General features: G+C 70.7%; 26 protein-coding genes. 16 read left to right on the top strand and 10 right to left on the bottom strand.

The window, feature by feature from the left end; all coding sequences use genetic code 11:
• The first annotated feature begins 143 nt into the window (after positions 1-143).
• The 3 genes from ACFWY5_RS46310 to ACFWY5_RS46300 are packed head-to-tail and all read left to right on the top strand — an operon-like array spanning position 144 to position 2,274.
• Positions 144-896 (top strand): hypothetical protein, encoded by a 753-nt coding sequence (locus tag ACFWY5_RS46310; protein WP_379611914.1) that lies wholly within the window; start codon positions 144-146, stop codon positions 894-896.
• Entirely contained in the window at positions 893-1,954 is a 1,062-nt protein-coding gene (locus tag ACFWY5_RS46305) for a glycosyltransferase (RefSeq protein ID WP_379611912.1), read from the top strand. The genes ACFWY5_RS46310 and ACFWY5_RS46305 overlap by 4 nt, the downstream gene beginning before the upstream one ends.
• Positions 1,955-1,992: 38 nt before the next feature.
• Positions 1,993-2,274: a metal-sensitive transcriptional regulator gene (locus ACFWY5_RS46300; protein WP_184971324.1), complete on the top strand. Its 282-nt coding sequence runs from the start codon at positions 1,993-1,995 to the stop codon at positions 2,272-2,274.
• A 75-nt stretch (positions 2,275-2,349) separates the two neighbouring features.
• On the opposite strand, the gene ACFWY5_RS46295 is transcribed toward ACFWY5_RS46300, so the two are convergent.
• From ACFWY5_RS46295 to ACFWY5_RS46285, 3 genes are all read right to left on the bottom strand, one after another.
• Entirely contained in the window at positions 2,350-2,511 is a 162-nt protein-coding gene (locus ACFWY5_RS46295) for a hypothetical protein (RefSeq protein WP_379638691.1), read from the bottom strand.
• A gap of 213 nt (positions 2,512-2,724) precedes the next feature.
• Complete coding sequence (locus tag ACFWY5_RS46290) at positions 2,725-4,302, bottom strand: hypothetical protein (RefSeq protein ID WP_379638690.1); 1,578 nt, start codon at positions 4,300-4,302, stop codon at positions 2,725-2,727.
• Between the two features lie 51 nt (positions 4,303-4,353).
• Positions 4,354-4,893, bottom strand: coding sequence for a gamma carbonic anhydrase family protein (locus ACFWY5_RS46285; RefSeq protein WP_379611910.1), 540 nt, complete (start codon positions 4,891-4,893; stop codon positions 4,354-4,356).
• A gap of 134 nt (positions 4,894-5,027) precedes the next feature.
• On the opposite strand from ACFWY5_RS46285, the gene ACFWY5_RS46280 reads away from it, so the two are divergent.
• Entirely contained in the window at positions 5,028-6,110 is a 1,083-nt protein-coding gene (locus ACFWY5_RS46280) for a hypothetical protein (protein ID WP_379611909.1), read from the top strand.
• Positions 6,111-6,131: 21 nt separating this feature from the next.
• Here the strand turns inward: ACFWY5_RS46280 and ACFWY5_RS46275 are convergent, their stop codons facing one another.
• The 5 genes from ACFWY5_RS46275 to ACFWY5_RS46255 form a co-directional block, all read right to left on the bottom strand.
• Complete coding sequence (locus ACFWY5_RS46275) at positions 6,132-6,701, bottom strand: hypothetical protein (RefSeq protein ID WP_379638689.1); 570 nt, start codon at positions 6,699-6,701, stop codon at positions 6,132-6,134.
• 162 nt (positions 6,702-6,863) lie between these two features.
• On the bottom strand, positions 6,864-7,085 hold the full coding sequence (locus tag ACFWY5_RS46270) for a hypothetical protein (protein ID WP_379611907.1): 222 nt from the start codon (positions 7,083-7,085) through the stop codon (positions 6,864-6,866).
• 125 nt (positions 7,086-7,210) lie between these two features.
• Positions 7,211-7,963, bottom strand: a complete 753-nt coding sequence (locus ACFWY5_RS46265; protein ID WP_184971312.1) for a GntR family transcriptional regulator — start codon at positions 7,961-7,963, stop codon at positions 7,211-7,213.
• A gap of 150 nt (positions 7,964-8,113) precedes the next feature.
• Positions 8,114-8,656, bottom strand: a complete 543-nt coding sequence (locus ACFWY5_RS46260) for a VanZ family protein (protein ID WP_379611906.1) — start codon at positions 8,654-8,656, stop codon at positions 8,114-8,116.
• Positions 8,657-8,734: 78 nt separating this feature from the next.
• The gene (locus ACFWY5_RS46255) at positions 8,735-9,442 is read right to left on the bottom strand and encodes a dienelactone hydrolase family protein (RefSeq protein WP_379638688.1); all 708 of its coding nucleotides are present in this window, start codon (positions 9,440-9,442) and stop codon (positions 8,735-8,737) included.
• 78 nt (positions 9,443-9,520) lie between these two features.
• On the opposite strand from ACFWY5_RS46255, the gene ACFWY5_RS46250 reads away from it, so the two are divergent.
• The 7 genes from ACFWY5_RS46250 to ACFWY5_RS46220 all read left to right on the top strand — a co-directional run bounded on the left by ACFWY5_RS46250 (position 9,521) and on the right by ACFWY5_RS46220 (position 15,457).
• A complete protein-coding gene (locus ACFWY5_RS46250; RefSeq protein WP_379611904.1) occupies positions 9,521-10,315 on the top strand; it encodes a 2-keto-4-pentenoate hydratase in 795 nt (264 codons plus the stop codon).
• A gap of 72 nt (positions 10,316-10,387) precedes the next feature.
• Positions 10,388-11,512 carry an ABC transporter substrate-binding protein gene (locus ACFWY5_RS46245; RefSeq protein ID WP_379638687.1) on the top strand — a complete coding sequence of 375 codons (1,125 nt, stop codon included), beginning with the start codon at positions 10,388-10,390 and terminating at the stop codon, positions 11,510-11,512.
• The gene (locus ACFWY5_RS46240) at positions 11,509-12,366 is read left to right on the top strand and encodes a branched-chain amino acid ABC transporter permease (RefSeq protein WP_379611902.1); all 858 of its coding nucleotides are present in this window, start codon (positions 11,509-11,511) and stop codon (positions 12,364-12,366) included. Before ACFWY5_RS46245 ends, ACFWY5_RS46240 begins: the two co-directional genes overlap by 4 nt.
• A complete protein-coding gene (locus tag ACFWY5_RS46235) occupies positions 12,363-13,283 on the top strand; it encodes a branched-chain amino acid ABC transporter permease (RefSeq protein ID WP_379638686.1) in 921 nt (306 codons plus the stop codon). The genes ACFWY5_RS46240 and ACFWY5_RS46235 overlap by 4 nt, the downstream gene beginning before the upstream one ends.
• Positions 13,267-13,992: an ABC transporter ATP-binding protein gene (locus tag ACFWY5_RS46230; protein ID WP_379611900.1), complete on the top strand. Its 726-nt coding sequence runs from the start codon at positions 13,267-13,269 to the stop codon at positions 13,990-13,992. Before ACFWY5_RS46235 ends, ACFWY5_RS46230 begins: the two co-directional genes overlap by 17 nt.
• On the top strand, positions 13,989-14,684 hold the full coding sequence (locus ACFWY5_RS46225) for an ABC transporter ATP-binding protein (protein ID WP_379611899.1): 696 nt from the start codon (positions 13,989-13,991) through the stop codon (positions 14,682-14,684). The genes ACFWY5_RS46230 and ACFWY5_RS46225 overlap by 4 nt, the downstream gene beginning before the upstream one ends.
• A 188-nt stretch (positions 14,685-14,872) precedes the next feature.
• Positions 14,873-15,457, top strand: coding sequence for a LysE family translocator (locus tag ACFWY5_RS46220; RefSeq protein ID WP_379638685.1), 585 nt, complete (start codon positions 14,873-14,875; stop codon positions 15,455-15,457).
• A gap of 45 nt (positions 15,458-15,502) precedes the next feature.
• On the opposite strand, the gene ACFWY5_RS46215 is transcribed toward ACFWY5_RS46220, so the two are convergent.
• Positions 15,503-15,904, bottom strand: coding sequence for an MmcQ/YjbR family DNA-binding protein (locus ACFWY5_RS46215; protein ID WP_379638684.1), 402 nt, complete (start codon positions 15,902-15,904; stop codon positions 15,503-15,505).
• A gap of 17 nt (positions 15,905-15,921) precedes the next feature.
• Between ACFWY5_RS46215 and ACFWY5_RS46210 the strand changes: the two genes are divergently transcribed.
• From ACFWY5_RS46210 to ACFWY5_RS46200, 3 genes are all read left to right on the top strand, one after another.
• The gene (locus ACFWY5_RS46210; protein ID WP_379611895.1) at positions 15,922-16,467 is read left to right on the top strand and encodes an HD domain-containing protein; all 546 of its coding nucleotides are present in this window, start codon (positions 15,922-15,924) and stop codon (positions 16,465-16,467) included.
• 271 nt (positions 16,468-16,738) lie between these two features.
• The gene (locus ACFWY5_RS46205) at positions 16,739-17,392 is read left to right on the top strand and encodes a DUF433 domain-containing protein (RefSeq protein WP_379638683.1); all 654 of its coding nucleotides are present in this window, start codon (positions 16,739-16,741) and stop codon (positions 17,390-17,392) included.
• A complete protein-coding gene (locus ACFWY5_RS46200; protein ID WP_379638682.1) occupies positions 17,373-17,822 on the top strand; it encodes a hypothetical protein in 450 nt (149 codons plus the stop codon). Before ACFWY5_RS46205 ends, ACFWY5_RS46200 begins: the two co-directional genes overlap by 20 nt.
• A gap of 526 nt (positions 17,823-18,348) precedes the next feature.
• Here ACFWY5_RS46200 and ACFWY5_RS46195 read toward each other — a convergent pair.
• Entirely contained in the window at positions 18,349-19,386 is a 1,038-nt protein-coding gene (locus ACFWY5_RS46195) for a DUF2293 domain-containing protein (protein WP_379638681.1), read from the bottom strand.
• Positions 19,387-19,480: 94 nt separating this feature from the next.
• On the opposite strand from ACFWY5_RS46195, the gene ACFWY5_RS46190 reads away from it, so the two are divergent.
• On the top strand, positions 19,481-20,350 hold the full coding sequence (locus ACFWY5_RS46190) for an FKBP-type peptidyl-prolyl cis-trans isomerase (RefSeq protein WP_379638680.1): 870 nt from the start codon (positions 19,481-19,483) through the stop codon (positions 20,348-20,350).
• 43 nt (positions 20,351-20,393) lie between these two features.
• Positions 20,394-21,866: an AMP-binding protein gene (locus ACFWY5_RS46185; RefSeq protein ID WP_379638679.1), complete on the top strand. Its 1,473-nt coding sequence runs from the start codon at positions 20,394-20,396 to the stop codon at positions 21,864-21,866.

Here is a 21,866-nt window from a genome sequence, read left to right as displayed (position 1 = left end):
CGTCAGACCGGTCAAGCGCCGGAAATCCGCCATCCACATAACGGGAAAATCACGGTAACCTCAACGTCGCATGGCTTCATTCGACGGGGAGGGGGCTCGCGATGCGCGTCGTCGTCACAGACGCGGAAGTCACTCTGGCTGACGTGCTCTCCCTGCGACTCGCGATCGACGACCCGCTCGATGAAGGCACCGAGCTGGTGCTGCGCCATCGGGGAACGGGCGTCGAGCGCGACGTGGTGCTCGGCAAGCCGGGAAACAGGTCGCGCGAGGCCACGCTCGCGGTCTCGCTGGCGCCGCTCGGCCTCATCGCCGGCAGATGGGACGCCTACCTGCGCCACGACGGCGCGCGGACCAGGCTCAGGAGCGTGGACCCCGGCTTCTCGCTGGACCACCTCGACACCTACGCGCTGTGCAAACGTACCTTCGCCTACCGCTCCTACCGCACGCGCAACGGCTTCCTGGCGCTCAAGATCGACCAGGCGGAGCCCGTGGCCGAGGTGCGCTCGGTGTGGTTCAGGGAGGGCCGGTTCGAGGTGATGGGCCTGCTCGCCTTCACCGGCCTGGACGACGACGACGCCCGCCACGAGGCCAGTCTCGCCCTGCGCCGCAGGCAGTCGGCGGCGCACCTGTCCGCGCGGGCCACCGTCCAGGGCGTGCGCTTCCATGCCGCGATCTCCCTCGTGGACGTGATCGCCGCCGACCCGGAGGCCTCCGGCACCTGGGAGCCGTCGCTGGAGGTCGAAGGGCTGCCGGAGCCGCTGCGGCTGGGCTCGCGTCTCGACGACGTGGACGGCAAACGCCGCCGCCTGCACTATCCGGCGACCAAGGTGGACGGCGTGCCCGTCCGGCCCTGCTACACCGCCGACGACGAACTGCGGATCGAGGTGGGCGGGTGAAGGTCAGCCTGATGCTCCCCTCCGCGTACGGCATGCGCGGCGACATCCGATCCACCCTCAACCTCGCCAGCGCCCTCGCGGAGCGCCACGAGGTCGAAGTGATCAGCATCAGGCGGCAGAAGGAGAAGCCCTTCTTCCCGGTCGGCTCCAAGGTCAGGCTCCGCTCGGTGGTGGACGTCCGGCCGGGTGTCCGGCACCTGTTCCCCAGCGGGCAGATGCGCACGGAGGTGGCGCTGTGGCGGACGTTGCGCGGGCTGAAAAGTGATGTTCTGATCACGACGCGGCCAGCATTGTCTGTCCAGGCCGCCAGGTACGGCCCGCGAGAAATCCTCCGCATCGCCCGCGAATGGGGCAGGCCCTCGGTGCCCGCCCCGGTGCGCAAGTTCTACCCCCGGCTCGACGCGGTCGTCACGGCCACCGAGTCGGCGCGGGAGGAATGGACGCGGCTGGTCGAGGGCGGGCCGAAGGTGCTGGCCGTACCGGACGCGCTGCCCCGGGGGCCCTGGCCGCGCTCGCGGATGGACAACAGGATCGTGGCGGCGGGTGGGCGGTGGGTGCCGGCCAAGGCGTACGACCGGTTGATCAGGGCGTTCGCGATGGTGGCCGACAAGCGTCCCGACTGGCGGCTGCGGCTCTACGGCGGCGGGCCGGAGGAGCGGCGGCTGCGCGCGCTGGTGCGCGAACTGGATCTGCACAACCACGTGTACTTCATGGGCACCACGCCCGATCTGGCCGGCGAGTTCGCCAAGGCCTCGATCGTGGCGACGACCTCGCGTACCGAGGACCTGGGGATGACCGTGCTGGAGGCGATGGGCTGCGGGGTGCCCGTGGTGGCCTTCGACGGGGCCAGGGGGCCGAGCGAGTTCGTGGCGACCGGCTACAACGGGGTGCTCGTGCCCGAGGGCGAGGAGCAGATGTTCGCCGCGGCGCTGCTGGCGCTCATCGACGACGAACGGCGGCGCCGTTCGCTGGCCGCGGGGGCGCTGGAGACGACCGGCCGCCACTCGGCCGACGGCGTGGGCGAGCAGTGGGAGAAGCTGATCAGCGAACTTCGCTGAACGCGGCTCGCGATACCGCTTACGGGTACCGTAGGACCATGCATGGGTACAGCGGAGACAAGCAGGCTTATCTGACGCGGCTGCGCCGGGTCGAGGGCCAGATCAGGGGCCTCCAGCGCATGGTGGAGGACGACGCCTACTGCATCGACATCCTCACACAGGTCTCCGCCGCCACGCGGGCGCTTCAGGCCGTGGCTCTCGGGCTGCTGGAGGAGCACATCTCGCACTGCGTGGCCGACGCGATCAACACGGGGGGACCGGAGGCGGACGCGAAGGTGAAGGAGGCGTCCGCGGCCATCGCGCGTCTGGTTCGTTCCTAGTCGAAGTGACTAGTCCTGTCACCGCGGTCCCGGACCCCTGGGGAGTCCGGGACTAGGTCTTTGTACTGGCCCATTTCAGTGACTCGCTGAAGTCCGCAATCCGAGCGCGTCGTCGAGCTCGGCCAAGGTGAGTCGCCGGTCGCTGATTGCCACGGCGGTCAGCACCTCGGCGTAGAGTGCAATCTCGTCCAACGCGACACGATCGTGGACCCGATAGTCCAGGTCATCGTGCCCCACCGCGTCGTCCTTCCTTCCGCAGCCCACACCCTCTACGAGGTTACGGCCCGGGGCCCTTCAGGCGACATGGCCCATCGGGGTCATTCCTTTCTGTACCGCCGGGCCCCATCAGGATCATTTCCCGTTTCCGAGATCACAATTCAGCCAATGCCCGGTTGTTCAGGAGAAAGAACGATATAGGGGGAGTAAGAGAGAAATTACGGTATTAGTGGTTTACGGGTGGATGTCGTCGCGCTCGTGCACGAGCCTGCGGACGATCGCCCGCGCCCCGGCCAGACCTTCCTCCGGCATCCGCGCCCCCGTCAGCCTGCACCACGTCAGCCCCGTCGCGTACGCCGCGCCCAGCACCGCCGCCGCGGAACCCCTGTCCGGAGGGGCCACCACCACCCCGCGCGCCGTCGCCGGCGAGGTCGCGCGCTCCGGCCAGCCGCCTGTCGCGCCCGTCCACAGAAACGCCGGTACGGCGAAGCCGTCGGGCTCGGTGTGCTCCCCGTACTCGGCCACATGCGCGGTGAGCTCGGCGTAGGCGTGGCGGACCCGGTGGTCCAGCCAGTCGTGCAGCCGATCGCCGGCCCCCGGCAGGTCGGTCAGGAAGGACGCCGCCGCCCTCGGCGCGTCTGAGGTGAACGCCAGGGACTCCACCAGGTCGTAGACCGTGTGCCGGAAGGCGGTGCCGGGGTCGGTGTCGGGCAGGATCCACCTGGCCAGGTCGGCGGGGACGCGGGCCAGCCACGCCCGCCGTACCGTGTCGTCGCCCCTGAGGGCCGCGGCGTGGTCGAGGGCGGGCTGGTGGAGCAGGGGCTTGAGCATGGCCAGCAGGGCGTGGGCCCGGGGGGCGAAGCGCGGGTCGTCGGCCAGGATCTGCGCGGTGTCGGCCATCAGGGCCACCAGACGCAGCCCGGCCTTCCCCGGCGTGTCCTTCCCGCTCCGCGCGCCGCCGGACGGGCCTGAGCCGCCGCCGTGGGAGTGCTCGGTCGTGCCATATGCGGAGTGGCCCGTCGAGTGGTGGCCAGATGTCGAGTGACCGGATGTCGAGTGGCTGGGTCCTGTGTGGCCGGGGCCTGTGGTGGAGGGCTGCTCGCTCGGGTGGGTGTGCCAAGGGTAGGGGGCGGACACCTGTGCGGGGTCGGACCGGCCGGCGGCTCGTACGCGCTCCGCGTACAGCGTGACCAGGGCCTCCAGGGAGGGGCGGGTGAGCCAGCGGACCCACTCGTCGCCGGGCAGGGGCCGCCGCAGGTACTCGCCGAAGATGGTGAGCAGGCGCTCGTTGCCGTCGAACGCGGGCGCGTACGCGCACCACATGATCGTGCCCCAGACGGCGGCGACCGTGCTCGGCACGTCGGCGGCGAAGACGTCCCTGAAGGAGGTCAGCGGGTAGTCGAGCTCCGACTTGCGGCCGGCGCGGCGCAGCAGGACCCGGATCTCCTCGGTGAGGCCCGGGTGCACGTCGGGGCCGATGAAGGCCTGGGTGGACCCGTCCGGGCCGATGAAGTCGGCCCCTGTGGGCAGCAGGCCGGGGTTCAGGACGGGCGAGCCGTGGCGGCCGGCGCGGACGGGCAGGCCGCGCGGCGGGGCGGCCAGGTGCCAGCGGCCGTCGGCGGGGTCGTGGAGGTACCAGCGGGCGTGGGCGCCGAAGAGCCAGCGGCCGCCGTCGGGGGTGACGACCGTCGTGGTCGCCAGCGCCTCGGCCCTGAGGTGATCGGGGAGCCCGGCCCAGCGCGGGTTCGCCACGAGCGCGCGCACGTCCGCTTCGACGGCCGAGAAGGGGTCCAAGGGGTGCACGGCGGCCATCGTACTTCGCCGGTCCGCCACGGTCGGCGGCAATAGGGGGCAGAATGTCCGTTATGACGATCGGAGGGGGGACGCCGAACGGTGTCTGATCGCCTTGGCCATATAGGAATCCGGGGTACGCGCGAACGTGGCCCTGTCGTCGTCGGTGAGCTCGCGCACGACCTTGCCGGGTACGCCGGCCACGAGCACGCCCGGCGGGATCCTCTTGCCGGGGCCGACCAGCGCGCCCGCCGCCACGAGGGTGCCCGCGCCGACCCTGGCGCCGCCGAGCACGATGGCGCCGATGCCGATCAGGGCGCCGGTCTCGACGTACGCCCCGTGGACCATCGCCTTGTGGCCCAGGCTGACCCGCGGCTCCAGGATCGCCGGCTCTCCCGGATCGGAGTGCAGGCAGCAGAGGTCCTGGACGTTGCACTCCTCCCCGATCTCGATCCGCTCGTCGTCTCCACGCAGGACGGAGCCGTACCAGATGGACGCCGCCCGGCCCACGCTGACGCGGCCCACGACGACGGCCCCTGGCGCTATGTACGCCTCGGGATGAATGTCCGGAACTGCCCCGTTGTCCAACGCTGCTATGTACACCCGGGACATCGTAATTCCTGCCCCAGGTGTGGCGTTCCGGTTGCGGACGTGGGCAGATGGCAGGAAAGTCGATTCCTGACGTCTCGTCGTCAGACACTCACAAATTGCAGTCCCCCGCCTCACGCAGACCATAGGTAACCCCCATGAAAAACCAGCACGAGAGCATCCCCGATCTGATGCAAGAGGACACCTTCGAGGTCGTGATGCGCGGCTACAACCGCCGTCAGGTCCACGACTACATGATGAGAACCCGCAATCAAATCCGAGATCTCGAAGAGCGGCTGGCACGGGCGATCGACCAGGCGGAGCAGGGTCGCATCGAACTGGCCGAGGCCAGGCGGCGCATGGTCGAGGCGCCGCAGAGCTACGAGGACCTGAGCCCGCGCCTGGCGCAGATCCTCAAGCTGGGCGAGGAGGAGGCGGCCGCCAAGAAGGAGGACGCCGCCAGCGAGGCCGCCAGCGTGCGGGAGAGCGCCAGGTCGGAGTCCGACCGCATGGTCACCTCCGCCCGTGAGACCGCCGACAACATCCTGACCTCGGCCCAGGCCGAGGCCGAGCGCCGCGTGGGCGAGGCCACCTCGGCCGCCGAGCGCATGCTGGCCCAGGCCGGCTCTGACGCGGAGGAGACCCTGACCACCGCGCGGGCCGAGGCCGAAGAGGCCCTGCGCGAGGCCAGGTCGGAGGCCGACCGCGCGGTGACCGCCGCCACCACGGAGTCCGAGCGCCTGGTCGAAGGGGCGCAGGCCGAGGCCGAGCGGACCATGAACGCGGCCAGGGCCGAGGCGGAGCAGACGCTCGACTCGGCGCGCGGAGAGGCCGAGTCGACGCTGACGGCCGCGCAGCAGCGGGCCGCCTCGCTGGACGAGCACGCCGGGCGCCGGGTCAGCTACCTCACCGACACCCATGGCGAGGTGGTACGCCGCCTGACCGAGATCAGCGCGGTGCTGGGCGACCTGATGCGCAGCGAGTCGGCCGCCGGGCCGCTTCTGGAGGGGCCGCCGGCCGTTCCGGCCGACGAGGCGCTCACGCTTCCCGCCCAGGAGGCGCCCGCGGCTCAGGACGTGGTCACGTTTCCGGCTCAGGAGGAGCCCGCCGTACCCTCGCCCTCGCAGGAGGATGTGCGGGTGATCGTGGCGGACTCGATCGAGGAACCCCAGCCCCAGCCCCAGCGCGCGAGTGACGACACCGACGTCAACATCGGCGGGCTGACCGACGTGCGCAAGTGACCGACGGTGTCGCGGGCCTCGCTACGGCGGGGCCTGCGTCATGTCCAGGTACGCCCGCCCGCGCGGCGAGATGCGATAACCGGTGCCAAGGCTGATGGTGAGGCCGAGGTTCTTGAGCTTGCGGACATTGATCTTGAACGTGGGCAGGTCCTGGCCGATCTCGGGAGCGAGGTCGCCGGCCCGCACTCCGGGGCGCTCGGCGATGAGGCGGAGCGTGGGCAGCGCCCAGGGGCCGAAGCGGGCCATCCGGGTGCGCAGTCCTGCGAGGTCGCCGGGGGAGAGCTCGGCGGAGTCGGCGAGCGCGTCGCGGGGGTCGCTCGTGTCGGCGAGGTGGAGTTCGACGCGGTGGATCGGGTCGTCACCGCGGGCGTCGAGGTCGCGGCGGAGCGTCTCGGCGTCGGGGTAGCCCGCGGCGCGGGCGTCGGCGTCGGTGATGCCGGTGACCACCTCGACCGAGGAGACGCCGGCGATGCGGCCGTCGCCCATGCGGTAGCGGCCGCCGGGCTTGACCTGGCTGCGTTTCCAGCGCCGGAAGGCGAGGGTGATGGTGCCGTCGGCGATGCCTTCGCGCAGGCGCTGTTCGAAGAGCATGCGTCCGACGCTACTCCGTGGGCGGAAGCCTCCGCCCCCGATAGGGTCGGAGGCTTCCGCGACCTTGGCCCCGTTTTTGGTGGCCCGGTGCCGGAGCCGCCGAGACGCTGGACCCGGCACCGGGCTGCTCATGTGGTCCAGACCGTGAGAACGGTCCAGACATCAGGCGGGCGGCGGGGTTCCCGCTCGCCTCTGCTGGTCCCGGAGCTGGTCGCGCAGGCCGTCCGGGTCGTCGGCGTCGATCGTCATCGCGCACCCGGCATCACGCTGCTCGGCGTTGAGCGGGTGATGCCGAGTGGCCCACCAGCGTCCCGCGTCGCTCCGCCAGATGGTCCAGTGCGGAAATTCCCGGGCGATCTCCGCGAGGTGCCGGTCAAAGGACATGACCACCCTTCCCGGGACCCGCTGCTAGGCGATGATTCCTTCCCTTCCGACGATGGGGTACCTCTCTAGAGAAGGCAAGATCCGCGAGGGACAGGTCAACCTATCGCTTGACATTTCGGCTTGACCTAAGCATCGAAATCGTACTGAAGTACATAGGCTGCGGAGTCCAAAACCATCTCGTTCAGCTCGACCGGAAGTCCGCCGGAGGTGTAGGCGGTCCGGCAGACCTCGATGACGGGGGTGCCGCCGGGCAGGCCCAGGAGGCCGGCCTCGCGCGGGCGGGGCATCCTGGCGCGTACCTCCTCGGTGAAGTGGGCGGGGGGCAGTCCGAGGTCGCCCAGGCGGGCGTAGACGCCTCCGGGGCCGGTGTCGGCCACCGTGATGGCCGAGCCCTCGACCAGCGCGGCGGGGAAGTAGGAGGTGGCGAGCTGGACGGGGCGGCTGTCGACCGAATAGCGCCGCCGCCGTACCCATACCTCGCCGCTCTCCAGCACCGCTGAGACGTCTTCCGTGGCGTTCTCCCTGGCCACCTCCACCTCGTCGACGGTGAACGGACGGCCGCGCGTGTCGGCGTCCCAGATCGCCCGCCCCTGTCCCCACTGCTCGCGGGACAGGCGGCGGGAGCCGTGTCGTCGGATCGGTTTGAACAAGCGCACGTAGACCCCCGAACCTCGCTTGGGTACCGCCAGCCCTTCGTTGATGAGTACGGCAAGCGCCTGCCGAGCGGTGGCGCGTGCCACGTCGTGCTCCGCCATGAGCGCGTTCTCGCCCGGTAGCCGATCCCCGTCACGCAATTCGCCGGCCATGATCCGCGCGCGGAGGCCGTCGGCGATCCGTCGATAGATGGGGGGCTCGTGAGGTACCGGGGATTCAGACACGTTTGACCACCCTCTGTCACCAACCGGGTTTGGCGTCTCCAGAGAACTTGCCCCGTCTTGTCCACGATCGCACAGATACGCAGGTTGGTCGCGTGCTTCTTTTGAGTGGATCGTGCCTGTGTGGTGATCTTCGGGGGTTTTCGCGGGCCGTTACCTTGGAACGGTCCTGCCCGGTATTACGGGGGCCCACCAGCGGCGAGTAATCACGGCAGCCAGTACGGCCCCTGCCGTGTTGACCAAGACGTCGTCGGTGGCTGAGTCGCGGCCCAGTCGCAGGCCGTACTGGAGGGACTCGACGGTCATGGAGGCCAGTGCCGCGATGAGGGCGATGCGTGCCAGAGAGGTGAAGCGCGCCGAGCGGACCGGGAGCAGTCCCCCCAGGGCGGCGAATACCAGTAGATTCCCGCCAACCTGCACGAATGCCGTCTCCCACGGCCCGGCGGCAAGGTCGATCAAGACCTGGAAGGGGACGAGTTCGACCGTGTTCCGGCGGCCGGAGGGGGTAAGGATCATCCAGATCCAGGGCGCGGTGCCGATGACGATCCCGACGTCGGCGACCGCGCTGCGGAGGGGCGCGGGGTGCGCGCGGCGGGCGCGGCCGCGGGTGAGATGGAAGATCGCCAGCGCCGCCGCCGGAACGGTCAGAAACGTCGCGATGATGACATTTCCCCACATGGTGAAGATCTCTGTCACGGCTTCATCGTGGGGTACGGGGAAGTGGCGTACCAGACAGGGTGTGTGGGGGCCGTGTGCAGCTTTCGTGCACGCCTATTACGGACGGACCGGAATGTGGTTCCCGAGGAAGTCGACGGCCACGCCCCAGAGGTCCGCCGCGGCCTCCTCGTGGTAGAAATCCGGGGCCTCATGGTTGTGGAATGCGTGTCCGGCCCGCTCGTCCACGTACACCCGGACGTTGGGGCGGCCCGCCGCCGCCCGCTCCACCTCGGCCACCCGCTCGCGGGGGATGTAGGGGTCCTTGCCGCCGAAGGCCAGCAGCAGGGGAGCGTCGATACGCTCCATGAGGGCGAGCGTGTCGGGCACCTGCGAGCCGTAGAACGACAGCACCGCGTCCATGGGCTCGTCGGCGGCCAGCGCGAAGTTCAGCGAACCGCCCAGGCAGATGCCGAGCGAGCCGACGCCGCCCGTGACCTCGGGCAGCGCGCGCAGGTGCGCCAGCGTCGTGCCGCTGTCGGCCACCCCCTGGGCGCCGTCGAACTGGCTCGCGACCTCGATCGAGGCCTGGAGCCCCGCCATGTCGTGGGCGCCCTGCCAGTTGCGCCGCACCCGCCAGAACAGGTCGGGGGCGGCCACGACGTAGCCGAGCGCGGCCAGGTCCTCGGCGACCTTCCTGATGTACGGCCCGACGCCCCAGACCTCCTGCAGCAACAGGATGCCCGGCCCGCGGCCGGAGTCCGGCAGCCAGACGTGGACGTCGAAGGAGCCGTCATGGGCGTTCACCTGATCGATACGCGTCTGCATGACAGGCAGCGTAATTGGCATGGATCGCCCGCAGGGGAGACGATGACGAGAGCCCACCATCAGGCTGGAGTGATTCAGATGCACGATGAATGGTCGGAAGCGGTCGACGTGCGTACCCAGGCGGCCGACCGGCTGCTGGACGCGGCCACGTCGGGCAAGCCGTGCCCGCCGGTCCGCGACCTGGTCGGGTCGGTACGGGACGGCTACGCCGTACAGGAGATCAACACGCGGCGCGCGCTCCAGGAGGGGCGCAGGCTCGTCGGCCGCAAGGTCGGCATGACCAACGCGGAGGTCCGCGGCAGGTTCGGCATCGGCGAGCCGGACTTCGGGATGTTGTTCCAGGACCGCTGCCACCTCGACGGGCAGCCGATCCCGATCGGCGACTTCCTGCAGCCGCGGGTCGAGGGCGAGGTGGCGTTCGTGCTGAAGGAGGACCTGGAGGGCGGGCCGTTCACCACCGCCGAGGTGATCAGGGCGGTGGACTTCGCGCTGGCCGCCATCGAGGTGGCCGACTCCCGGATCGAGGGCTGGGACATCACCCCGGCCGACACGATCGCCGACAACGCCTCCAGCGGCGCCTTCGTCCTGGGCTCCGATCCCCGGGATCTGCGCGGGCTCGACCTGCGTACGGCGGCCATGACGATGACGCGCAACGGCGAGCAGGTGTCGTCGGGGTCGGGGGCGCAGGTCGTGGAGCACCCGCTCAACGCGCTGGTCTGGCTGGCGGGCGCGACGGGGCGCTCGGCGTTCCCGCTGCGCGCGGGCGACGTGGTGCTGACCGGGACGCTGGGGCCGTTCGTGGAGGCCGTCAGCGGGGACGCCTTCGAGGTGCGGATCGACGGACTCGGCTCCGTGCGGGCCGTGTTCGGGTAGGGACAGCGCTCTTCCCTTCTGCCGCCGCACGCGCGAGGATCTCGGAAACGCAAGCGGCAGCGGGAGCCTCCGATGAGATTTGCCTTGCTCGCTCTGGCCGTTGCGCTGGCCGCCGGGTGCGGTGGCGCGGCCACTCAGCAGGCGGCCGACGACTCCGTGGTGAAGGTCGGCGCGATCATCTCGCAGACCGGCGTGTACGCGGCGCTCGGCGACGACATGGAGACCGCCATGCGCCTCTACCTGGACGAGCACGGCGGTAAACTCGGCGGGAAGACGGCCCGGCTGGTGGTCGCCGACGACGCCGGCACCCCGGAGACCGGCCAGCAGAAGGCCAGGCAGCTCACCCTGCAGGACCAGGTGAACGTGATCACCGGGCTGATCGCCTCCCCGGTCGCGGTGGCCGTGGCCAAGGAGGCCGCCGCCCAGAAGACTCCCGTGGTCATCGCCAACGCCGGCGCCGACGCGCTGGGCGGTCCCGGCGTCTTCCGCGTCTCCTACACCAACTACATGCACGGGTACGCGGCCGGCCGCTACGCCGCCGAGTCGTACGGCAAGGACGGCGCCGTCCTCATGGGCGCCGACTACTCCGCCGGCACCGAGACGCTGAAGGGCTTCGCCGAGGGCTACGCCAAGGGCGGCGGCGCCAAACCGCTGAAGCAGATCCTCACCCCGTTCGGCAAGACCCAGAACTTCCAGCCGTACCTCAGCCAGATCCCCGCCGAGGCGAAGTTCCTCTACGTCTTCTACGCCGGCGGCGAGGCCATCACGTTCGCCAAGAACTTCAAGCAGTTCGGCTACGACACGAAGCTCAAGCTCCTGACCTGCCAGAACATCACCGACGAAGACGTACTGCAGGCGATCGGAGCCGACGCGGAAGGCATCACCAGCGTCGGCCTGTACTCGCCCGCCCTCGACAACCCGGACAACCAGGCCTTCACCGCCAAGTGGAAGGCGAAGACCGGTAAGAACCCGTCGGTGGTCGCGCTGCAGAGCTGGGACGCCATGAGCCTCATCGACCAGGCCGCCGGCCGGGGCGGTGACCTCGCCCAGGCCCTGGGCCAGGTGGGGGAGATCGCCAGCCCGCGCGGCCCGTTCACGCTGGACGCCAAGCACAACCCCGTCCAGAACTGGTACGTCCGCGAGTACTCCGGCGGCGTGAACAAGGTGATCGCCACCATCGCGCCGGAGGCCTCGTGAGCCTGCTCGTCAACGCGTTCGACGGGCTGGCGTTCGGGGCGCTGCTGTTCGTGCTCGCGGTCGGGCTGACGCTGATCTACGGCATGCTCGACGTGCTCAACCTGGCCCACGGCGCGCTCTACATGGCCGGCGGCTACGTCGCCTTCCTGCTGCTCGGCGGCGCCTCGGTCGGGCTCGGGATGTGGGCGGGCGCCGCGCTGCTCGTGGCCGCGCTCGGCGTGGGGCTGGGCGGCGTCCTGTCGGCGGCGATCCTGCCGCTGCGCGGGCGCGGCCATCTGGACCAGGCCCTGCTCACACTGGGGCTGGCGATCCTGCTGTCGGAGTTTCTGCTCGGCGTGGTGGACCGGGGATTCCACACCCTTCCGCCACCAGACGGGCTGGACGGCAGCGTCCTCGGCAGCTATCCGGCCTACCGGGTGGCGGTGATCGCGGCCGGTCTGGTCATCGGCGGGATCGTGTACTGGATCTTCGAGCGGACCAGGGCGGGGGCGCTGGTCAGGGCCGCCGTGGACGATCCCGGGATGCTCGCGGCGATCGGCGTGGACGTCGCGCGGGTCCGATTATCGGTCATGCTGGCCGGCTGCGGGCTGGCCACGTTCGCCGGCGTGCTGGGGCTGCCGCTGCTCAACCTGCGGGCCGGGCTGGACAGCGAGGTGCTCGTGCTGGCGCTGATCGTCATCGTGATCGGCGGTCTCGCCTCCGTCCGCGGGGCGGTGGTGGGGGCGCTGCTGGTCGGGCAGGTGCAGACCGTCGGGGTGGCGCTGGTGCCAGAACTGGCGGCGTACCTGCTGTTCGCGGTCATGGCGGCGGTGCTCCTGTGGAACCCGTCGGGGATGTTCGGGCGGGCCAGGTGAGGGCGATCCTGGCCATCGCCGTGCTGGCCGCCATGCCGTTCGTCCTGGGGGCCTACCAGCTCAGCCTGCTCACCGGCGGGCTGGCCTACGGGCTGATGGCCGCGAGCCTCGCCCTCCTCGTCGGGCACGCGGGGCTGCCGTCGCTGGGTCACGCGGCCTTCCTGGGGGTGGGCGCGTACGCCGCGGGGCTGACGGCCAAGCATCTCAGCGAGTCCGCCGTGGTGCAGTTGGGTGCGGCGGTCCTGGCGGGGGTGGTGTTCGCGCTGGTCACCGGATGGTTCGCGGTGCGTACCCGGGGGTTCTTCTTCCTGATGTTCACGCTGGCGATCGGGGAGATCGCGGTCCAGGCGGCCACGCGGGCCGGCCGGGTCACGGGCGGGGACAACGGTCTGGCCGGCATTCCGGTCAGCACGTTGTTCGGGCTGGAGACGGCCATGCCGTACGTCGTGGTCTTCTACTGGTGGGCGCTGGCGGTGGTCGCGGCCGGGTTCGTGGTGCTGGCGGTGGTGCGGCGCGGGCCGCTCGGCGCGGCCATCGCGGGCACGCGCGAGAACGAGGCGCGGATGGCCGCGTTCGGCTATTCGGTCCCTGGGGTACGGCTGGCCGCCGTCACCGTGGCCGGAGCGGTGTGCGCGGCGGGCGGCGCGCTGGTGGCGCAGAAGGACACCTTCGTGGCCCCGACCCACCTGGGCGTGGGCGTCTCCGTGCTGCTGCTGGTCATGGTGCTGCTCGGCGGGCGCGACTCGCTGGCCGGGCCCGCGCTGGCCGCGGCCGGCCTGATCGCGCTGCGCGAGGCCACGTCCGGCGCGCTGGGCGACAAGTGGCTGCTGGTCGAGGGGGCGTTGTTCGTGTTGTGTGTCTACCTGCTGCCCGAGGGGCTCGCCGGGCTGTGGAGGAAACGTGCTCGTGCTGCGTGAGCTGACCGTGCGTTTCGGCGCGCTGGCCGCCGTGGACCGGGTCTCCCTGTCCGTCGAGGAGGGTGAACGGCGGGCGCTCATCGGGCCCAACGGCGCGGGGAAGTCGACGGTGTTCGCGGCGGTCGCCGGGGCGCTGCGGCCGTCGGCGGGGCGGATCGAGTTCGCCGGGCGGGATGTGACCAAGCTCTCCGAGCCGCGCCGGGCCAGGCTCGGGATCGGGCGGACCTTCCAGCACAGCAGCCTGTTCACCGGGCTGACGTGCCTGGAGAACGTGACGCTCGCCGTACGGGCGAGGCAGGGGTTGAGACTGCGGGCGTGGCTGCCGCGCGGGCGGCGCGCGGAGATCGAGCGGGAGGCGGCCGGGCACCTGGCGGCGATGGGCGTCGAGCCGGGCGGGCCGGCCGGGGCGCTCTCGCACGGTCAGGGGCGGCGGCTGGAACTGGCGATGGCGCTGGCGGCGCGGCCCAGGCTCCTGCTGCTCGACGAGCCGGCGGCGGGCATGTCGGCCGCCGAGAGCGCCGAGCTGGCCTCGCTGGTGCGAACGTTGCCTCCGGAACTGACCGTGATGATCGTGGAGCACGACCTCGACCTGGTCTTCGCCGTCGCCTCACGGGTGACCGCGCTGGCGGCGGGCCAGGTGATCGCCGACGGCACGCCCGCGCAGGTGCGGGCCTCGCGCGAGGTCCAGAAGGCCTATCTGGGGACATGATGCTGACCGTCCAGGACCTCACCGCCGGTTACGGCACCGCCCAGGTGCTGCACGGCGCCGATCTCACCCTCGGCGAGGGCCGGGCCGTGGCCGTGCTCGGGCGCAACGGGGCCGGCAAGACCACGTTCATACACGCGCTGATGGGCCTGGTCAGGCCGTGGGCCGGGTCGATCAGCCTGGCCGGGCGCGAACTGTCCGGCCTGGACACGCGGCGCATCGCCCGCTCGGGCGTGCGGATCGTGCCGCAGGGGCGCCGGGTGTTCCGCTCGCTCACGGTGGAGGAGACGCTGGCGATCTCCCGCGCCCCCGGTGACTGGACGGTCGAGCGCGTTTACCAGATCTTCCCCGCCCTGGCCGCGCGCCGCCGCCACCGCGGCGACCAGCTCTCCGGGGGCGAGCAGGAGATGCTGGCCATCGGGCGCGCACTGCTCGGCAACCCGCGGCTGCTGCTGCTCGACGAGCCGTCGGAGGGCCTGGCGCCCCGGCTGGTCGAGGAGCTCGGCGTCGTGCTGGCGGGGCTGCGCGAGACGGGGATCTCGGTGGTGCTGGTCGAACAGAACCTCCGGCTGGCGCTGGAGGTCGCCGACGAGGTCAGATGCATGGTGAAGGGCCGGTTCGTGTACGCGGCGGCGGCCGGGGAGTTCGCCGGTGACGACGCGGCGATCGCCGAGTACCTGGGGGTGGGATCGTGAGGGCGCGGTTCCTCTTGCGGACGCGTCCGTCGGCGGCCGTTTTGGGGGCCGGGTCGTGAGGATCGATCGCGTCGCCTAAGATTAGGTCCGCCCACAAGGCATATTTGTGTTCACCCGCGTTCTCGTGCGGCCTGCGCACCAGCGGGTTGGCGGGAGCGCGCCCCCAGTGCTCCCGGGAGACCCCCGCCATGCTGCTGACCTTCTCGGTCACCGCCCTGATCATGATCATGATCCCCGGGCCCGACGCCGCGCTCATCATGCGCAACTCGCTCGCGCACGGCCGCACCGCCGGGCTCCTCACCATGACCGGTGGGCTGCTCGGACTCGGAGTGCACGCCGTCGCCGCCGCGATCGGGCTGTCGGCCCTGCTTGCCGCCTCGCCTGCCGCTTTCTCCGTGTTGCGGTGGCTGGGGGTGGCGTACCTGTTCTGGCTGGGCGTGCAGGGGCTCCGGGCCCGTGCCGTCGTCGCGCCGATCGCCGAGCCCGCCACTGGCACGGGGCTGCGGCATGTGCGCACCGGGTTTCTGTCGAACCTGCTCAACCCCAAGGTGCTGCTGTTCTTCGTGACGTTCCTGCCGCAGTTCATGGAGGGGGCGGCGCCAATGCTGCTGTCGGCGATCTTCGCGGCCCTCTATGCGTTGTGGTTCAGCTTCTACAACGTGGTCGTGGACAGGGTGGGTGCGTTGTTGCGGCGGCCGAAGGTGCGTGCGCGGGTGGAGCGGGTGACGGGAGTGCTGCTGGTCGGGTTCGCGCTCCGGCTGGCCGTTCAATAACCATTCGCGCTTCTACGGCTGGCAGTCCCATGGCGTTGCGTGCTGTTACGGCTGGCCGTCTGATTCGTGCTGTGACGGCTGGCTGTCCAAGAGCTTGATGGCCCGTTTCGGGGCGATCGCCCGGTAGCTCTCCTCGACCCAGTCGAGCAGGATCTCGGTTTCGGGCAGCTCGCTCATGAACGGGATCGTGACCCAGCCGGCCTTGCCCAGGCCGTAGCCGCTGGGCTCGGCGCCTTCGATGGTGAGCGCGTGACCGTGGGTCTCCGACAGCAGCTTCACACCGAAGGTCGGGTCCCACTTCTCGGTCGGCTCGTCCATGCCGAGGAAGAGGAAGACCTTCTTGTTGACCTTGATGACCGATTCGCCCCATGGATGGTCTTCATGAGTCTCCGGCAGCCCGAGGGCGAAATTTCGTAGCTCGTCTCTGATGTCGTGCCAGTCGCGCATATGGTAACGCTATCCCGGTGACGCTCGACGAACTCATGGACCTTCTCACCCGCTGCGAAGACGCCTGGGACAGCCCCGACCGTACCGGCGACCCGGTGGCGCTGCTCGACCACGGCCTGCAGGTCGCGGCCGTGGTGCGCGAATGGCATCCCGACGACCTCGAACTGCAGGTCGCCGGGCTCGTCCACGACATCGGCCACCTGCTGTACCCGGGCGACGAGGCGGGACACGCGAGCGCCGGCGCCGACGCGGTCCGGCCGCTGCTGGGCGACCGGGTGGCGGGCCTCGTGGAGCTGCACGTGCCTGCCAAGCGCTACCTGGCGACCGTGGAGCCGTCGCGCCGCCTGTCCCCGGAGTCCGCCCGTACCCTGGAACTGCAGGGCGGGCTGATGTCCGACGCGGAGGTGGCCGCCTTCGAGGCCCACCCGTACGGCATGGCCGCCGTCACCCTCCGCCGAGCCGACGACCTGGGCAAGGTGATCGGCCTGACCCGGCCGCCCCTGGAAGAACTCGGCACGTGGCGCCCCATCATCGAACACCTCACCCGCCCGCTTCCAGCCTGACCCCCGACCGGAGACCGCGCACCGTCGCGTTGCGCTCCCGGTTCGGAGAGCACCTGTTGGCCGTGGCTGTTCAGGTCTCGCGCGTAAGGGCGTACGTCGGGATGCGTAACCCAAGGCCGTTGTGCGGATCTGGGATTCGGGCCGCAGTGCTTGTGGACATGACCGGTGCCGGGCCTGGCGACGCCCCGATCAAGACGAGGTAATGGCGAGTGAATCGTGGGGATGTTTGCGATGATGAAGGGGCTCATTCAGGCGGATGGAGGTGAAGTGGGTGTCCTACAGTCCGAAGCTGGCGGCGGCGTTGTCGGGTGCCACGCTTCGCCAGCTCGCGCACTGGCGTAAGGCCGGCTCCGGCCGTGGGGCCGTGCTGGTGCCGGAGATCTCGCCGGTGCGCCCGGTGCTGTACTCGTTTCGAGACCTGGTCGCGTTGCGCACCTGTGTGAAGCTGCGCAACGACGCGTCCCTGCAGAAGATTCGCCGAGCCTTGGACACACTCCGCGACGACCTGCGACAGCGCGAGCATCTATCGGCTTATCAGCTGGTGACCGACGGTTCGACGATCTACTTGGTCGAGCAGGGTCAGGCCACTGATCTGGTGCACCGCAGGGCCAATGTCGTCATCCATGACATGGTCGAGGTGCTGCGGCCGTTCTACCGCGATGGACGGCATATCCCGGACCTGCTGCGTCCCAGGGAGCACGTCACCGTCGACCCGGCGGTCCGTGGTGGTATGCCGGTGATCGAAGGGACTCGCGTGCCGTACGACGAGATCGCGGCACTGTTGCGGGACGGTGTCCCGGCCGAGCGGATCGCGGACTACTACCCGAGCGTGTCCGCCACCGCGGCGATGGACGCCGCTGACTTCGCCGCCTACGTCGACAGCTACGACCCCCCTCAGGAGCGGCGTGAGGCTGCTGCTGGATGAGAACGTCCCCCGCCCCCTGCATCAGGTCCTGACCAGCTTCGTGCTGAACCACGACATCGTCCATCTACTGGATCTTCCTGGCTGGTCGGGTACGCGCGACGAGACCTTGTATCCGCGGGCCGCGGCCGAGGGGTTCCACGTTGTTCTCACCAACGACGGCCGTCAGATGCAGCGACCGCGGGAAGTGGTTGCGATCGCAGCCTCTGGCCTGCACCGGATCGAATACCCGCACAAGCATCCCGGGCTGGTAGGGATGGGCGTCGCCATCGCTACGGTAGCCGCGGGGTTGCCGAGTGCGCTGGCGTTGCTGGAAGAGGCAGACGGGCCACGCTTGATCACTTTGAAGGGCGTCGATCCCACGGCGGCCAGCCGCTTGCGGGTGACCGATCCTGCGGTGAATCTGCCCAAGTTCTGGCCTACGTCTCCCTAGCGCGGGCTGGATCGCCAGGATTCCGCGATCGCGGGCTGGGCTCTTACCTCGTGAGGCCTCTGAGCGAGTGCTCACGTCCGGACTTCGGCCGTGGAGGGCCTGTGGGCTGTCGCCGCGATCTGCTGGGCCGGGTGGTGGGCACGCGGTGTCGCGGGCTCGGCTTGGCCTGTGGTTCCCGGCTTCGGGTTTGCGGTGTGGTGTCACCTGCCTCGGTCTCGTCCTGTGGCCGCTAGCTCGGTTTGGCTGTGGGGTTCGGGCCTTGACTTGGTGGTGTCGATGCGGCCGGCCTCTGGCGGGGGCGTTTGGTCATGTGGTGGTTCCCGTACGCCGCTGGTCGTGCTTGGGCTTGCCCCCCTGGTGGGCGCGCGAGCGGAGCGAGCTCCTTTGTGCGGGGTGGGTGTCAGCTGGCCAACACTCCAGCTGGGTAACGGGTGGGCCGGAAGGGCGTCTGAGCGGAGCGAAGTCCTTCAGGGGTCGGGCCCCGGCCCGACTGGGGGCACGCGGGAGCGGAGCGACCACCTTGCTTTCAGGGGCGGTATTCGGCCAGTTTGGCGGTTATCTTGTCGCGGATGCGGTCGCGGGCTTCCTTGCGGGGGACGCCGGACATGAGCAGGTGGTCGTAGTCGGTGTCCAGGTGGCGGATTGAGGCGACCACCGCCAACGTGATCGCGGTTTCGTCCAGCGCTCTTGCGGCTGCTGTCCGGCCTACTCTGCCGCTGCCTCGTTGTCCGGCGTGTTCGGCGATTTCGCGGGTTCGTTCAGGTGGGCAGCCGGGGAAGAGGCGGGCTATCTCGGTGGCCATTCGGGTCTGGTAGTCGATGTCCTGCTCTGCTCGTCTTGTCCGGTCGCGGTCGCGGCGGCGTAGCCGTACCTCCTCGTCGGCCAGGCAGGACTCTTCGGCCAGCGCCAGTGCGGACTCCTCCACCAGTACGCCCACGCGCTGGTAGATCTTGCGTCTGCGGTTGTATTCGACCACTACGGCGGACAGGCCGCTCTCCTTCTTGGCTCGGCGGCTCAGTGTGGCGTTGCCGGCTGGTAGCAGGATCAGGTGGTCCAAATCCGTGCAGGTCAGGCAGTGTGGGCGGTCCTCTTCCATGATCAGGAAGTCGCCGGTGTCGCCGCATTCGGCGCAGGTCCAGGCTTCTACCGGCTTCACCGCCACCAGGTCGGGGGCTTTGGACTGGCGGTCGGTGATCTGTTTGACCCGGGCTTCGCTCAGGTCGGGTGAGAGCCAGTGGGTCCTGTAGGGCTCCTGGTCGCCGTCTCTGGTGAAGCGCAGGTCGCGGCGGTCGCGGCTGCTGGACACGTACGGCGCCGCCACCAGCCGCAGCCCCTTGCCCAGCGCCCATTCTCGCAGGTGGGCGGCGGCGTCCAGCAGCCGGTCGTCGTCCACGGCGGCCAGGTCGGCCAGCGTGGCGGCCCGGCCCTGGCGCCAGGTGTCGACGTGCCGCGTGTGCAGCCAGCGCAGGCCGGTGACGACGTCGACGAAGGTCACGTATTTGCGGTGGGTCAGCGCGATCTCGGCCGCTTCCGCCACCCGCCGCGCGAGGTTGGGCCTGCTCACCCACCCAGCATGCCGCATCCTGAGAGGGCATCGGCCGTGTGGTTTTGGGGGTAGATGCCAATCCCTTGGAGTGATCGCGGCAAAGAAGCGAAGTGTGCGACTGATCTGTTTTGCCGCAATCCTGCTCGCCGCCTCGTGCGGGCTCGCCACCTCCTGTGGGTTCGCCGCCTCGTGCGGGCTCGTGACCTCCTGCGGGCTCGCCACCGCCACGCCGAGGGTGTCCGGCGCCTTCGGCACCAAGCCGGTCATCAGCCTGCCCACCGGGCGCCCGGACCGGGAGCCGCGGGTCACCGTGCTCTGGGAGGGCGGCGGGCGGGTGACGCAGAAGGGGGACGTGGTGGTCACCGATGTCGAGGTACGCCGGTGGGAGGGCAACAAGCCGTACATGAACACCTATGACACCCGCCAGCCCGCCACCGTGGTGCTCGGCGGCGGGCAGGTGCCGGACGCCTGGCACGAGGCGCTGGCCGGGCACGCGGCGGGCAGCCGGGTGATGCTGGTCGGCCCGGCGGGCGACGGGGCTCCGGCGGGCGTCGGCCCAGGGGAGACGCTGGTGGCGGTGTTCGACATCCTCGGCGGCTACCCGGCCGACGCCCGCCTGCTCGGGGAGGGGCTGCCCGAGCTCCCCGCGGACCTCCGGGCGCCGGGACCCTCGCGCACGCTCATCGACGGCTCCGGCCCGGTGGTCGAGGCGGGAGCCAAGGTCGTGGTGCAGTACGTCGGCGCCAGGTGGCCCGCGCGCACGGTCTTCGACTCCTCCGTCCGGCGCGGCGGCCCGCGCGGCTTCACGCTCGTACCCGGGGCGGTGCCGCCCGGCTGGGTCGAGGCGCTGACCGGTAAGGCCGTCGGGAGCCGCGTGGCCGTCATCGTCCCGGCCGTCAAGGGCTTCACGACCACCGGCGGCATCGGCGTTCCGGGCGGTGGACCGCTCCTTTACGTCGTGGACATCATCGACACCTTCTGATGGGTCTGGACAACAGGTGGTGCGGGCTGCGCAATCTTGACCGGTGAGCCGCACTTTCAACCTGGCCGACCTGTTCGAGAGCGTGGCGCGGGCGGTGCCCGGCCGGACGGCGCTGGTCGCGGGCGAGCGCCGCCTCACCTACCGCGAGCTGGACGAACGCGCCACCAGGTTCGCCTGCCACCTCAGCGGGATGCGGGTCGGGCGGGGCGACAGGGTCGGCATCCTCGCCCGCAACAGAGCCGAGTGGAAGGAGAGCGAACTCGCCTGCTTCAAGCTGCGAGCGGTGCCGGTGAACCTCGACCACCGCTGCCGCGAGGACGACCTCACCCACGTGCTGCGCGACTCCGGATGCGCCGCTCTGGTGGGCGAGGCGGGTCTGCTGCGGCGGGTGCCGTGGTTCACGAACACGATCGCGTACGGCCCGCCGTACGAGCGAGCGGTGGCCCTTCCCCGGAGCATGCCGGAACCCCGGGAGCGCTCCGGCGACGATCACTACCTGATCTACACCGCCGGTACGACCGGTCGCCCGAAGGGTGTGCTCTGGCGGCACGAGGACGTGTTCTTCGCCGCGATGGGATCGTTCGTGAGCGAGCCGGTCGCCTCGCCGGAGCAGGTCGCCGAGAACGCCGCGGCCGGGGCGGGGCTGCGGATGCTGGTCTGCGCGCCGCTGGCCCAGGCCGCCGGGCAGTGGCTCGGCTGGACCTGTCACACCACGGGCGGCACGCTCATCCTGTGGACCGGGCACGGCTTCGACCCTCGCGCGGTCGTCCGGCTGGCCGACGCGGAGCGGGCCCAGGTCATGGTGCTGACCGGCGACGCGATGGCCAGGCCGCTGCTGGCGGCGGTGCGGCCGGGGGAGCTGGCCGGGCTCATGGCGGTGGTGACGGGCGCGGCGGCCATGTCGGGGCGGACCAAGGCGGGGTTGCGGGCGGCGGTTCCCGGTCTCGCGGCGATCGTGGACGCGCTGGGCGCCGCCGAGTCCGGTCTGGCCTGCCAGGCGATGGGCGCCGGGTTCGGGCTGGCGGACGGCGCGGCCGTACTGGCTGATGGTCTTGAGCCCGCCGCTCCCGGCGAGGAGGGTGTGCTGGGCAGGACCGGGCGGGTCGCGCGCGGCTACTGGAACGGCGCGGACTTCCCGTGCGACGCCCAGGGCCGCAGGTGGGCGGTGCCTGGCGACCTGGCCAGGGTCGAGGAGGACGGGAGCGTCACCTTGCTCGGGCGCGCGGCCAACGTGATCAGTACCGGCGGCGGGAGGGTGCGCGCCGAGGAGGTGGAGGCGGTGGTGCGGGCGCATCCGGCGGTGTACGACGCGGTGGTGGTCGGCGGTCCCGGGCAGCGGGTGACGGCGGTCGTGGCGCCCGTCGCGGCGCTGTCGCTGCAGGAGCTGGCCGCGCACTGCGCGGGGAGGCTGGCCGCGCACGCGGTGCCGGGGGCGTTGCGGCTGGTCAGCGAGATCCACCGGGGTCCGGCCGGACAGCCCGACTACGTGTGGGCCAGGTCAGTGGCCCACACGTAG

This window comes from Nonomuraea sp. NPDC059007, assembly GCF_042740555.1.
Lineage (GTDB): Bacteria > Actinomycetota > Actinomycetes > Streptosporangiales > Streptosporangiaceae > Nonomuraea.
This window is presented reverse-complemented; position numbering and strand designations above follow the sequence as displayed.

Coding starts and splice junctions, on each gene's coding strand:
- ACFWY5_RS46300 (WP_184971324.1), top strand. CDS start 1,993: ATGCATGGGTACAGCGGAGACAAGCAGGCTTATCTGACGCGGCTGCGC.
- ACFWY5_RS46290 (WP_379638690.1), bottom strand. CDS start 4,302: ATGGCCGCCGTGCACCCCTTGGACCCCTTCTCGGCCGTCGAAGCGGAC.
- ACFWY5_RS46285 (WP_379611910.1), bottom strand. CDS start 4,893: ATGTCCCGGGTGTACATAGCAGCGTTGGACAACGGGGCAGTTCCGGAC.
- ACFWY5_RS46280 (WP_379611909.1), top strand. CDS start 5,028: ATGAAAAACCAGCACGAGAGCATCCCCGATCTGATGCAAGAGGACACC.
- ACFWY5_RS46275 (WP_379638689.1), bottom strand. CDS start 6,701: ATGCTCTTCGAACAGCGCCTGCGCGAAGGCATCGCCGACGGCACCATC.
- ACFWY5_RS46270 (WP_379611907.1), bottom strand. CDS start 7,085: ATGTCCTTTGACCGGCACCTCGCGGAGATCGCCCGGGAATTTCCGCAC.
- ACFWY5_RS46255 (WP_379638688.1), bottom strand. CDS start 9,442: ATGCAGACGCGTATCGATCAGGTGAACGCCCATGACGGCTCCTTCGAC.
- ACFWY5_RS46250 (WP_379611904.1), top strand. CDS start 9,521: ATGCACGATGAATGGTCGGAAGCGGTCGACGTGCGTACCCAGGCGGCC.
- ACFWY5_RS46245 (WP_379638687.1), top strand. CDS start 10,388: ATGAGATTTGCCTTGCTCGCTCTGGCCGTTGCGCTGGCCGCCGGGTGC.
- ACFWY5_RS46225 (WP_379611899.1), top strand. CDS start 13,989: ATGATGCTGACCGTCCAGGACCTCACCGCCGGTTACGGCACCGCCCAG.
- ACFWY5_RS46220 (WP_379638685.1), top strand. CDS start 14,873: ATGCTGCTGACCTTCTCGGTCACCGCCCTGATCATGATCATGATCCCC.
- ACFWY5_RS46215 (WP_379638684.1), bottom strand. CDS start 15,904: ATGCGCGACTGGCACGACATCAGAGACGAGCTACGAAATTTCGCCCTC.